The sequence below is a fragment of the Blautia sp. HCP28S3_G10 genome, from assembly GCF_052065235.1.
Taxonomy (GTDB): domain Bacteria; phylum Bacillota; class Clostridia; order Lachnospirales; family Lachnospiraceae; genus Blautia_A.
The window spans coordinates 20,178-32,515 of the sequence record NZ_JBQHUL010000037.1 but is presented as its reverse complement, the minus strand read 5'-3'; the positions used below and the strand labels follow the sequence as shown (position 1 = coordinate 32,515).

At 40.2% G+C, this 12,338-nt stretch carries 10 protein-coding genes and 1 rRNA gene; all 11 read right to left on the bottom strand.

All coding sequences use genetic code 11. The annotated features are described in order from the left end of the window. Positions 1-106, bottom strand: a 16S ribosomal RNA gene (locus ACTNB8_RS13475); the annotation flags it as partial. A 474-nt stretch (positions 107-580) separates the two neighbouring features. Next, positions 581-1,474, bottom strand: a complete 894-nt coding sequence (locus ACTNB8_RS13470; protein WP_441055503.1) for an aldose 1-epimerase family protein — start codon at positions 1,472-1,474, stop codon at positions 581-583. Between the two features lie 3 nt (positions 1,475-1,477). After that, positions 1,478-2,326 (bottom strand): class II fructose-bisphosphate aldolase, encoded by an 849-nt coding sequence (locus ACTNB8_RS13465; RefSeq protein WP_441055502.1) that lies wholly within the window; start codon positions 2,324-2,326, stop codon positions 1,478-1,480. A 19-nt stretch (positions 2,327-2,345) separates the two neighbouring features. Then, on the bottom strand, positions 2,346-3,590 hold the full coding sequence (locus tag ACTNB8_RS13460; protein WP_441055500.1) for an AGE family epimerase/isomerase: 1,245 nt from the start codon (positions 3,588-3,590) through the stop codon (positions 2,346-2,348). A 17-nt stretch (positions 3,591-3,607) separates the two neighbouring features. Continuing rightward, entirely contained in the window at positions 3,608-4,732 is a 1,125-nt protein-coding gene (locus tag ACTNB8_RS13455; protein ID WP_441055498.1) for a carbohydrate kinase family protein, read from the bottom strand. Between the two features lie 129 nt (positions 4,733-4,861). Then, complete coding sequence (locus ACTNB8_RS13450; protein ID WP_441055496.1) at positions 4,862-5,782, bottom strand: substrate-binding domain-containing protein; 921 nt, start codon at positions 5,780-5,782, stop codon at positions 4,862-4,864. Positions 5,783-5,857: 75 nt separating this feature from the next. Continuing rightward, positions 5,858-6,856, bottom strand: coding sequence for an ABC transporter permease (locus tag ACTNB8_RS13445; RefSeq protein WP_441055494.1), 999 nt, complete (start codon positions 6,854-6,856; stop codon positions 5,858-5,860). 1 nt (position 6,857) lies between these two features. Then, positions 6,858-8,375 (bottom strand): sugar ABC transporter ATP-binding protein, encoded by a 1,518-nt coding sequence (locus tag ACTNB8_RS13440; RefSeq protein WP_441055492.1) that lies wholly within the window; start codon positions 8,373-8,375, stop codon positions 6,858-6,860. A gap of 177 nt (positions 8,376-8,552) precedes the next feature. Continuing rightward, positions 8,553-9,719: an ROK family protein gene (locus ACTNB8_RS13435; RefSeq protein ID WP_441055490.1), complete on the bottom strand. Its 1,167-nt coding sequence runs from the start codon at positions 9,717-9,719 to the stop codon at positions 8,553-8,555. After that, entirely contained in the window at positions 9,716-11,155 is a 1,440-nt protein-coding gene (locus ACTNB8_RS13430) for a hypothetical protein (protein WP_441055488.1), read from the bottom strand. The genes ACTNB8_RS13435 and ACTNB8_RS13430 overlap by 4 nt, the downstream gene beginning before the upstream one ends. A gap of 241 nt (positions 11,156-11,396) precedes the next feature. Continuing rightward, on the bottom strand, positions 11,397-12,290 hold the full coding sequence (locus ACTNB8_RS13425) for a ribokinase (protein WP_441055486.1): 894 nt from the start codon (positions 12,288-12,290) through the stop codon (positions 11,397-11,399). Positions 12,291-12,338 lie beyond the last annotated feature (48 nt).

The window sequence follows — 12,338 nt, the reverse complement described above, 5'->3', positions numbered from 1 at the left end:
ACAAATTAAATCGACCGAAGTTTCAATAATAGGTTTCCCGTTCGACTTGCATGTGTTAAGCACGCCGCCAGCGTTCATCCTGAGCCAGGATCAAACTCTCTGATAAAATGTGTAAACAATTCAGCGATGCTTGCATCAGCTTAATTGTTCGCTCACTGCCACAAGCCAAAGGCTTGTAAAGTGTTTGATTCCGGTCAGACAACACTTGGCTATCTTCCCGTTTTACTGTTTTAAGGTTTGTTCTTAAAAATTTAATTTAAAGAAATTTTCGAGAATCGTATGTGTTTCACTGTTCAGTTATCAATGTTCTTTGTGCCATCTCTCAGACAGCTCATATAGATTATCACATTCTTTTTTGTTTGTCAAGAACTTTTTTAAGTCTTTTCAAAACTTTTTTGAAGTGATGTACCGCTCTCTCAAGCGACTTCGCTATCTTATCACACTCATTTCTCTTTGTCAACAATTGTTTTTCGTTTTTTCAAAACTTTTTAAATTGTTGATGCAGAAGAAACAATTTCTTGTGACAGCTCAGTTAGAATAACACTTTCCAACCGGGCTGTCAACACTTTTTTTCAATTTTTTATTTTTTATTTTGGGAAGCACTTATTGTAATGCTCCAGCTGTTCTGATAAGTTTTTCCACTTTCCAGTGAAATCAGTCCAGGCTGCTTTTCAATATCTTCCACAATTCCCTTTCTGGAAGGTAAGGAGCTCCATGGTTCTACACATACATAATCCGGTGTTTTAAATGGCCTGTGCCATATACCCAGGTAATTCATTTTGGGAAATGTAAGTGTTATTTCTTCAGCTCCACCTGCACAGTTTATTCTTACCTGCCGCGGCATATCTTTAAGAATGATTGCATCATGATCAAAAAGATTATGACAAAGATTCAGATAACGCCCGTCTTTCAATTCCAGAGGTTTTTCACCTTCCATTACAAAGCAGTCCTCAGACATGTTAACTCTTTGAGGAATTACTTCGCCACCAAAATCAATCCGGTAATCTTCAAACTTTCTGTTTTCTTCCAGCGGTACGATAAATCCAGGATGACCACCAATTCCAAAATACATTGTCCTGGAATCTTTATTTTCTACCTGATATGTAATATCCAGAGTTGATCCTTTTACTTTCCATATGATCAGAAGCACAAAGTTAAAAGGATACTGTTTCAGCGTTTCCTCTGACGTCTCCAGTTTCAATGCAAGACTGTCTTCTGTTTTTTCCACAAATTCCATCTCCGAAGAGGGAAGAAATCCATGGATATCCATATGATATTTTTTTCCCTGAAACCAGTAACTTCCTTCTGTCAATCTGGCTATATATGGAAAGAGGTTTGGTGCTCTGTCTTCCCATATCTCAGTATCCCCCTGCCAGAGATATTCTTTTCCAACCGCACTGCGTACAGATTGAAGTTCTCCTCCTTTGGAAGATATTTGGGCTGATATTTCAGAATTTGAAATTATATAATTCATTCTTTATCCCCTGTTGCAGCATTCAAACAGCTGCATTTTCTTTATACATTCTTTTCTGACACCGTCAACAACTGCAGGAATCAGATCTGTTAATCCTTTTCCCATACTATCAAATCTGCGGAATTCTTCTTCAACAGCAGCAACATTAATATCTGTAAAAATGTTCACCTTACTGATTCCATCATGAATAGCCAGCTTAAAATCTTCATCTTTGAGTCCGGAGCCGCCATGAAGAACAAGTGGCACATCAACTGTCCGGGCAATTGTACGAATTCTTTCAAAATCAAGTTTCGGCGGAAGTTTGTAGGCTCCATGAGCATTTCCCACAGATATTGCCAGCGCATCTACTTTCGTTTTTTCTACATAATCCTTTGCAACTTCAGGATCTGTAAAGAAACTTGCAGGATCTACTGCACCATCTGCTGTCTCAGGATTATTTCCCACATGTCCCAGTTCGCCCTCTATAGTTGCCCCATAGGAATGTGCAATCTCAGCCATTTCACGTACTTTTTCTACATTTACTTCATACTCATCTGTGGAGCAGTCATACATAATAGAAGTAAAGCCCAGTTCCAGAGCTTTCAGGCATGCTTCTTTTGTAAGGCCATGATCCAGATGAATTACAATCGGCACGCTTGCTTTTTTTGCCATGGGAATCAGAAAATAAGAAAGTTCTTCCAGTGGTCCGCACGGAAACAGCACTTCTGCTGTTCCCATGATAACCGGTGATTTCGTTTCTTCTGCAGCCTCGATAATTCCCCTTGCCATTTCCAGATTTACAGCATTAAAAAGCCCAACTGCATATTTATTTTTCTTTGCAGGAGGTAAAACATCATTCATTGTAACAAGCATTTTCTTGTTCCTCCTGTAATTATCTGCTATATTTTTTTCCTTCTTTTACTGCAACTGCAATGGAAAGATCCGGTGCATAATATGGAATCAGAGTTGCCTGGATCGCATGATAAAGATCTGGTTTTCCCGGCCATACTGTTCCATTTGGTACATTATTCTGATCCATCTGATGGAACCAGGAACCTTTGTCATGATCAAGTACTTTGTCATCCAGATATTCCATAAAATCAGCATAATCATCAGCATATTTCTGTTTTCCGGTAAGATGATACAGTACTGCTGCTGTATTGATTCCTTCTGCAAGAACCCAGTGCATTCTGTCGTGCACAATTGGTTTTCCGTCCCAGTCTGTTGTATAAACAATTCCCGGTGCACCATCTGAATTCCAGCCATCTTCAACAGCTCTGTTGAAAAGATTTTCCGACGCTGCAATATATTTGGCTGCTTTTTCTTTATCATCTTTATATGTAGAAAGTGCCCACTGTGTGATCAGACGAGCCCATTCCAGTCCATGACCCGGAGTTGCTCCGTATGGCTTAAACTGATCATCCGGATGCTCTTTATTGCATTCCATGTCCGGTACCCATTCACTTGTATAGTGTTCCGGAATGCGCCATTCATTATTACCTGCCCAGCCAATTACACGGTCAATGATTCTTCCGCATCTTACACGATATTTTTCATCTTTGGTTACATCTGCTGCTGCAAGAAAAGCTTCTACCGTATGCATGTTCGCATTAAGTCCTCTATACGGATCCATGACTGTGAACTCTGTATTCCAGGTATCACAGGACATACCTGCTTCTTCATTCCAGAAATAACGATCATACGTTTTCAGTGCATCCTGAAGCAGTTTTTCTCCTTCCGCATGTCCTGCCAGAACTGCTCCTGTACCAGCCAAAATCACGAATGCATGTGCATAGCAAAGTTTATTCTCTGCATGTCCGCCATCTGGTGTAAGTGCTGAATACCAGCCGCCGTTTTCTTTATCACGTGCAGTGCCCATAAGTCCGCCAACTGCTGCATTGATCAGTTCATCGCTGCCCTCATGTTCCAGAAATTTTCCCAGCGTATATACATGCGTCATTCTGCTTGTAGCATAAGTTTCTCTGTTATACTCTTTCCATGGAGTTCCATCATCTCCAAGATAATAACAGGTTCCGTCCGGTGCAGGAAACTGATGGCCAAAGTTCAGCAGATCCTCGCGGATTTCCTCCAGAAATTTTTTATTTTCCTCTGTGTCAATCAGATATTTTTTGTTCATGGTTTTCCCTCTTTTCTCTACATTTTTATTTTGGGCCACCCGGCTTTTATTCTTTTTTCCAGTTCTTCAAAACTTTTCAGTCCGCTTAATGCATCATAGGCAGCCACGCAGGAAGCTCCTGTAGCCGCAGCCAACTGAACACATTCTTTCAAACTGTAATCATTCAGTAATGCTGTCAGAAATGCTGCAATGCTCGTATCGCCGGCACCTGTTCCCGACCGGAATTTATCCGGCTGATAACTTTCCTCAAAGCCTTCCTGATTGCTCCACTCCCCAACATTCAGCTCGAGTTTATCACTGATCATGGCAATTTTTGTCTCATCAGCTGTGCAGTAATATATACCACGTACTCCACATTTGATTACCAGAATCTTCGCCCCCATATTCAGGCATGTATCTGCCAGCGGGCGCACATCTTTTTCTATATCCAGAATTTCTGTTATGTCTCTGCCATTTGCTCTTATTTTCCATTGTTCCAGCAATGACTTATCAAGCATATAGCACAATTCCTCTACACTTGGCATAAATACATCTATATACGGAATTGTTTTTTCAAGTATTTTTTTCCAGTCTTCTTTTGCGGCCGGTGAATTTTCGTCTACTGCCGCCATATCCACAGATGTAACCGTTCCATATTCTATTACTTTTTTGAGGATATTAAGCAGTTCTGCGCCTTCATTCTCATAAAGTTTCTTCATTACTGACGGATATCCCAGGTGGAACAGGGTTGCTTCTTTCAGAATATCTTCTTCTATATCTTCACTGGAAAAAGTATCATTCACTCCGGGATGATGCAGAAAAATCCGATCGATTCCCGGTATCGCAAGGATAATCGAATGGGCAGTTGTTCCCCCTTCAACCACTCTTATTGCATCGCCTGCACCATATTTAGCCATACCGGAACGGACAATTTCTCCAAATACATCTGCCCCGGTTCTGGCGATCAGTGAAACATCTGCCCCAAGAATTTTCATAGCAAGTCCTGTATTTCCCACTGACCCTCCAATATGGACAGCCGCCTCATCCATCTGGATCAGTTTTCCCGGCATCAGTATATCTTCTGTCTTTGTATAATGTCCTCCAGGAAAAACCGGAGTAATATCCAGACATATATGACCGGCCGAAATGACTTTTTTCCCCATTCTTCTCTCCTTTTTCAGAAAAAAAGCCCCCGAAGAATATCGATTCTACTCAATAATCCCCGGAGGCAGTTCTTATTTATTCGCTACTGTTCACTCCGTTGAACAGCATATGCAATCTGTAAATATTTTTTATTCTTCTACATCATCTGCTGTAATAACAGAAACGCCTGTATCAGTCACTTCACCACCAAGGTCTTCACCATTGATTGCCTTAACTGCTGCTTTAACGCCTTCAGCACCCATTACGTCCGGGTTCTGTGCCATTGTGCATACAAGATATCCGTCTTTTACAAGGTTCAGGATTGTATCAGATTTATCAAATCCAACACCAAGAACGCTGTCACTTCCAGATGCTTTGATAGCATTACCTGTACCAACTGTACAACCTTCGTTTGTTCCGAAGATACCTACAACACCCTGTGTAATATAGTTTTCTGCGATGGACTGAGATTTAGCTGCATCACCTTCGCTGTACTGAGTTTCAAGAACTTCAAAGTCTGTGTCTTCGAATACGCCTCTGAATCCTGCTTCACGATCAAGTGTGGACTGAGATGCTGCGTTTGTATTGATGATACCGATAGAACCAGATGTTACGCCTTTGTCTTCCAGAGCTTTTTTCAGTTCTTCACCTGCTTTTTCTCCACCGGATTTGTTATCTGTAGAGAAAGTAGCTTCGGCATCTACGTTTGCAGGAGAGTCTACATAGACAATCTTGATTCCTGCAGCCTGTGCTTCTTTAAGTGATCCTGAAATAGCGTCTGGTCCGTTTGCAGCTACGATAATAGCCTGATATCCACCTGCGATGGCGTTGTTTACACATTCGATCTGCTGAGCATCATCTTTTGTATTAGGTGCCATGTAATCAACAGTAACTTCTTCTTTTTTAGCTTCTTCCTGTGCACCTTCATTTAAGGTTACCCAGTGCTGGTCAATAGAGTCCATTGTGATCAGAGCGATTTTTTCACCTTTTGCAAATACTGTTGTTGCACCTGCAAAGCAACCAGCTGCCATAGCCATACTGCAAATTACCGCTAACACTTTTTTCTTCATTTTTAAATCCTCCTTTTTTTGCCATTATATAGTTTTTATATTACATATCGTACCCCTACGATGTAACATACGCTTTTAGTTCTTTTTACGTCCTCTTAATTCAGCAAGAAGAACTGCCCCAACAACGATCACACCAATTACGATTCGCTGCATACCAACCTGTGCTCCGATCATGTTCAGACCATTTTCAAGTGTCTGCCATAATCCTGCTCCTGCAAATGTTCCAAGAAGGATTCCTGCTCCACCAAGAGGAGAAACACCACCGATAACACCAGCAGCAACACCATACATTTCGTACATATTTCCGGCTTCCATGTTACCCATTCCAGCCTGTGCACAGAGAATCATTCCTACGATCCAGCAGCAGATAGCGCTGACTACATATACTTTGATAGTTGTTTTTACAACATCTACTCCAGAAAGTCTGGCTGCATCTACATTTGAACCAACTGCGTAAATATGTCTTCCTGTGAATGTCTTGGACATAATGAAAAAGAAAATCAGGAACACGATCAGTGCAATCCAGAATGTATTGTATACTCCAAATGTCTTGCCATAGTAGAAAATATTTGAAAACTTATCGGCTGCGTCCTTACCAATTCCTGTTGCAAGTGCATCTGTATTTCTGTTACCGTTTACCATGTAGGAAATCCCACGGCCAACAAACATTGTTCCAAGTGTTGCAATGAATGGCGGAAGTTTGAACTTTCCAACCAGAACCCCACTGACCACTCCAAGTGCCAGGCAGCACACCAGAGCAATAAGACAGGCAAGCACAGGTGCCATTCCTTTTGTCATCAGTGTCGCAGAAATCATTGCGCTTACCGCTACTACAGATCCAATAGAAAGATCAACATTTCCAGTGATCATAACATAACTCTGTGCCACACCGACAAGCAGATATTTTGACATTGATCTGAGAAGATTGATAATATTCTGTCCGGAGAATACGGAAGGATTAATAATACCGAATACGATATAAATAATGATCAGTCCTACGAAAGCTGTAAGAGCAGCTCCCATTCCCCGAATGGATAAGAATTTTTTTAATGCTGTCTGTTCTTTTCTGTTCATTTTATTCCCCTTCACTGTCTGAAATATTTTTATTTTCAAAAGATGTTGCCATTTTGAGGATATAGTCCTGTGTGGCTTCTGCCGCAGTAAGCTCTCCGGTTATTCTGCCGTCACACATAACAATAATCCTGTCAGCCAGTCCCATAACCTCCGGCATTTCAGATGAAACAAACATTACTGCGATTCCCTGCTGTTTCAGCTGATTCATCAGGTTATAGATCTCAACCTTTGCACCAACATCAATCCCTCGGGTAGGTTCATCAAAAATAACAACTCTGGAATTTCTGGCGAGCCATTTACCAACTACAACCTTCTGCTGGTTTCCACCGGAAAGGTTGCCAGAGTCAATCTCAACATTAGGTGTCTTGATCTGAAGATCTTTTACAATTTTCTCACAAAGTTCATCTTCTTTTGAAGAATTAACAATTCCATGTTTTCCGATCAGATCCAGGTTCGGAAGTGCCATATTCTCACGTATACTCAGTTTCGTACAGAGCCCATCCTTCTTTCTGTCCTCAGGTGCAAGTACAACACCGTTTCGGATAGCGTCCAGGGGGCCATTGATTTTTACTTCTTTACCGTCTACATAAATCTCTCCGCTGTCTTTCGGATCAACTCCGAAAATTGCTCTGGTCGTCTCAGTTCTTCCGGCTCCCATCAGTCCGGCGAAACCGACGATTTCTCCCTCATAAACGGAGAAATTGATATCCCGCACCATTCTTCCTGCATTCAGGTTACGTACTTCAAATATCTTTTTACCTTTCTCACACTGAACACGCGGGAATTTTTCTTTAATCTCACGTCCAACCATATAAGAAATCATCTTGTCCATGGTAAGATCTTTGAAATCTCCTGACATGATGTACTGTCCATCTCTCATGATCGTAACTCTGTCAACGATATGCTGGAATTCTTCCAATCTGTGAGATATGTAAACAATACCATGACCCTCTTTTTTCAGTTTGCGAATAATTCTGAACAACTCATCAATTTCTTTAGAAGTAAGTGCTGATGTAGGCTCGTCCATAATAAGAATCTTTGCATTGATTGAAAGTGCCTTGGCGATTTCTACCATCTGCTGTTTCGAAACCGGGAGATCCCCAACACTTTCCCATGGTTTGATATCGATTCCAAGTTCGTCCAGAATCTTCTGCGATTCCGATTCCATTGTTTTGTTATCAATGCAGAATTTACCTCTCAGTTCACGTCCCAGATAAATATTTTCTGCAACTGAAAGATGTTTACACATATTCAGTTCCTGATGGATGATCGCAACTCCAAGCTGCTGTGCCTTCTTAGGATTAAGGTCATCATATTCCTGCCCATTGATCTTAACCGTTCCGCTGTCCTTAGTGTAAACTCCACTGAGGATTTTCATTAATGTTGATTTACCGGCACCATTTTCACCAATCAGAGCCATTACTTCTCCAGAACGAAGTTCGAAATTTACATGATCAAGTGCCTTGACACCTGGAAAATTCTTGCAGATATCTGTCATTGATACGATAACTTCATTCATTGAATACCCTCCAACCTGCTCTTTTTAGTAAAATATATTTATTAGTAAATTCAATTTACTAAGATGATACCATGATTTGTTCAATTCGTCAACAGTTTATTATGTTCCGCCCTATTTTTTGTTAATATTATATAATTTAATAGATAGAAATATGTCTATAATCCCGTTTTTTAATTTTCAGAACAAGGGCAGTTTTCCGCTGAACATATGATAAAGTACATTTGCAGCCGCCCCCAGAAGCTGAGAATCTTTTCCGAAATACGCTTTTCTTATAGGTACACGACCATAATTCTGTGTAAATTTTTCTTCATTTACCTTTTCTTCCAGAAGATAGACATATTTGTCATCCCAGTCCATGCATTCATTTCCCAGGATTACCAGCTGTGGGTGAAGGATATTAATACCACTGACAATTGCCACAGCAATATCATCTACCATTTCGCGTAATACTTTATCTACATCTCTGCGTTTTTTCATTCTGCAAAATTCCTGAAATGTATGATTTTCCCCTGTAACTTTGCGAAGTTTTTCTTCCATTGCATCTACACATGCATATACTTCAAGGCAGCCTCTGTTTCCACATGCACATCTTTTTCCGTTACGGTCTATACTGATATGTCCAAGTTCTGACGCCATCCCCATTTTATTATGGAAAACTTTCCCATCACTGACAAACCCTGAGCCAATACCTTTCGTTATTCCCAGAAAAATAAAGTCCTGAACATTTTTGCCTGCTCCGAAAAGGACTTCCGCCTGTGCAGCGCTGTTCTGGTCATGGTCAACAACAACAGGAAGTCCATAACGTTCTTCCAGAAACTGTGTGATATTTACGTTCTCGATTCCAAAGAAATGTGGAGGATTCAGAATAATTCCATTGTTGATATCAACCGGTCCCATAACTGCAACGCCTATTCCCAGAACTTTTAAGTCTGTTTCTGCCAACAGCTGATCTATTACATGATAAGAATATTGCCTCACTTCTTCTTTCTTCAGAGTTATAAACGGCATTACCTTACGGTTAAGTATCTCAAGCCCCAGGGTGCACAAAACCGCCTCTATTTTGTCACGGGTGATGTATAATCCAATCACTGTCGGAGCTTTTTCTGCAATGCGCAGCCGGATTGGATTTCGTCCGCTTCCTTCTGTAATTTTTTCTTCACATTGCTCTACAATACCATGTTCAATGTATTCCGAAACGATATTGGTAATAGTCATCTTTGTCAGCATTGTAGTTGTTGCAAGTTCTATTCTGGATGTAGCTTCATTTGTGGCGATCAGCTGAAGAATCAAACCTCTGTTGTACTGTTTTGACGTGCTGAGATTTTTCCCTATTCCCTTCTTCATAATCCTGCCTCCAGATCTTTTATAACTTTTCTAAAATAATCAGCTGTTTCCCGCCCTGTATATAAAAGTCTGTCATCCATGCTGCTAAGGAAATCCCAGAATGCCATCAGAAGTTTCCTGTCATTTATAATCAGATAAACATTACTGCCTTTTATATTCTGAAACAGCAGATAACCTTCCTCTTTGTTTATACACAAATGAAGATTTGCCGTCAAGTGCTCCAGTGGCTGTTTCATAAAACGAAATTTTCCTTTTTCGCAAAGATGAACTGCTTCTTTTATGAGCTTTGTTCTTTCTTCCGGTAAAAGCGGCCTGTATATTTCTGAAGGGATCTCCGGCATACGTCCATCTGTTACAAACTGATCCAGAGCTTCCTTCGTGCAGTAAAAGAAATTGATTCCTTTTTCCACACGTGTACGTGCATTTTCTATAAAAGATGAAGCCAGTGCCAACATCCGTTCTCTGTCCGGCAGTTCCTTATACACAGCAGCTTCCATGATCTCCGGGGTAAGAAAGCTGAGAAGGCAGGGCTCTGGTTGGAGTGCATAACTGATTCTTCTTTCCCAGCCCATATTTCCCAGAACTGCCATCTGCTGCTGAACATTATCTATTACATGAAATCTCAACTCTCCTCTGCTTCTGTAATTGTAATAACGTTCTCTGAAATACTCCAGAATTTCCGCTGACTGATAAACGATTCCTTTTCTGAAATCAGAAGTACATAACAGTGCATTCTCGGAGGTCAGAAGCAGATTTGAAAAACCATCTATGCCTTTTCTGCAGTTTTGTAAATCTTCTTTAATAGAGTACAGATGATAATTCATTCCATTTATATACAGTGGTAATATATTTTTCAGATACGCAAGATTATAAAATTCCATGTCATCTGCTATATCTGCCGGTGCATCCATGCAGGTCACATGTTCAATCTCAAGTTCATTGTTAAATTTTTTCAGACTCAGAAGCAGATCAAAAATAAATTCATAATCTGCCTGCATAACCATACAAATCTTACTGTTCCTGCCATTTTGGGCTTCTTTCAGGCATATACGGTGAAGACACTGGTTTACTTCAGTCTGACTCCCCAGAGGAATACAGTTTTTTCCCTGCGTCTCATTTTTTTCCGGAAACAGCTCCCTGATGCTTCCTTCCACCGTCGGTTTAAAGTTTTCCGGAAAATGCTGGATCAAATCCAGCACCTGTTTCCGCATAAAATAGCGTTCTCTGCCCACCACACTGATCTGATATGCTTCATAAAAATTATTCTGTTCAAATGGCGTCAGTTTCATAAACAGTGACATTTTCTGTACTATATCCTCTTCAGGCAGATTTTCTTTGCCCTGAAGCAATCTGAAAAGATTTTTTCTGTCAATTCCACAGTATCTGGCAAGTTCTGAAATCTGAACATCTTTTTCCTTTATAAATTCTTCCAGCATTATCGAAAATTCCGACATGTCTTTTTACCTTTCTGTTACTATATTTATAGTTTAAACGACATGTTGTCAGAAATCAACAGATAATCTTAAAATTAATCTTTCATTACAAGTTCTTTTGTTACTGTTCACTCCGTTCACAGCAACTTGGTCAAAATCCATTCCAAATCACCTTCGGTGATGGGATTTTGCCCCGTATGTCTCGGGATTTTGCCATATTCATGTCAAAACACCTCGCGGGATATTACCTGTGATCAATTAGGCTCTTTTTCACTTCATCAACTGTCGGAATCGACGGAGTTGCTCCCGGTCTTGACACAGCAATAGATGATGCTTTTGCAGCCATTCTCAAAGCATCTGATACACTTCTGCCTTCAATCATTGCTGCAATAAAATATCCGGTAAATGTATCACCTGCCGCTGTAGTATCAACTGCTTTAACTTTGAAAATATCCTGAAATATTTTTACTTTACCATCATAATAAAAAGCGCCATCACTTCCCAGTGTAAGCACAAAACGAGCATTTGGAAATTTATCTGCCATGGCATTCAAAATCTGATCCTTGTCTTTATATCCTGTAATCTGTTCCCCCTCAATCTCATTCAGCAGAAACAGATATATTTTTCCAAGATCACAATTATCCAGTTTTTCATCAAAAGGCGATGGATTCAGAATTATCTTCATCTTTTTTTCGTATGCTTTATCAATAATATAATCAAGCATATTAATTTCATTCTGCAAAATCAGATAATCACCCTCTCCAAAATCTGCCAGCACTTCATCTACAAATTCCTTTGTCTGCATCTGGTTAGTTCCACCATATAAGATAATACAGTTCTGTGCATTTTTATCCACCTGAATCATGGTATGCCCGCCCTTTACAGGAAGCCTGCGGATATATTTTTTATTAACTCCGGCATCTTCACATGCTTCCAGCAAAATGTCTCCATCAATTCCAACGATACCTGCATGATAAACAGGAACCCCTGCTTTTGCCAGTGCAATAGACTGATTCAGACCTTTACCTCCACTGAACACCTCGAGCTTTGAAGAATGTTCTGTTTCTCCTCCAACTATAATATGATCTACTGTATATACATAATCCACATTCAAAGAACCATAATTTAACACTTTCATAATCTCAACCTCCATATTAAAAGTAAAAGAGCGGCTCAATCTGCTTTC

What these genes read in the sequence shown, in the direction of transcription:
- ACTNB8_RS13440 (WP_441055492.1), bottom strand. Translation starts at nt 8,375, where the DNA reads ATGAATGAAGTTATCGTATCAATGACAGATATCTGCAAGAATTTTCCA.
- ACTNB8_RS13450 (WP_441055496.1), bottom strand. Translation starts at nt 5,782, where the DNA reads ATGAAGAAAAAAGTGTTAGCGGTAATTTGCAGTATGGCTATGGCAGCT.
- ACTNB8_RS13430 (WP_441055488.1), bottom strand. Translation starts at nt 11,155, where the DNA reads ATGCTGGAAGAATTTATAAAGGAAAAAGATGTTCAGATTTCAGAACTT.
- ACTNB8_RS13445 (WP_441055494.1), bottom strand. Translation starts at nt 6,856, where the DNA reads ATGAACAGAAAAGAACAGACAGCATTAAAAAAATTCTTATCCATTCGG.
- ACTNB8_RS13425 (WP_441055486.1), bottom strand. Translation starts at nt 12,290, where the DNA reads ATGAAAGTGTTAAATTATGGTTCTTTGAATGTGGATTATGTATATACA.
- ACTNB8_RS13470 (WP_441055503.1), bottom strand. Translation starts at nt 1,474, where the DNA reads ATGAATTATATAATTTCAAATTCTGAAATATCAGCCCAAATATCTTCC.
- ACTNB8_RS13455 (WP_441055498.1), bottom strand. Translation starts at nt 4,732, where the DNA reads ATGGGGAAAAAAGTCATTTCGGCCGGTCATATATGTCTGGATATTACT.
- ACTNB8_RS13465 (WP_441055502.1), bottom strand. Translation starts at nt 2,326, where the DNA reads ATGCTTGTTACAATGAATGATGTTTTACCTCCTGCAAAGAAAAATAAA.
- ACTNB8_RS13435 (WP_441055490.1), bottom strand. Translation starts at nt 9,719, where the DNA reads ATGAAGAAGGGAATAGGGAAAAATCTCAGCACGTCAAAACAGTACAAC.
- ACTNB8_RS13460 (WP_441055500.1), bottom strand. Translation starts at nt 3,590, where the DNA reads ATGAACAAAAAATATCTGATTGACACAGAGGAAAATAAAAAATTTCTG.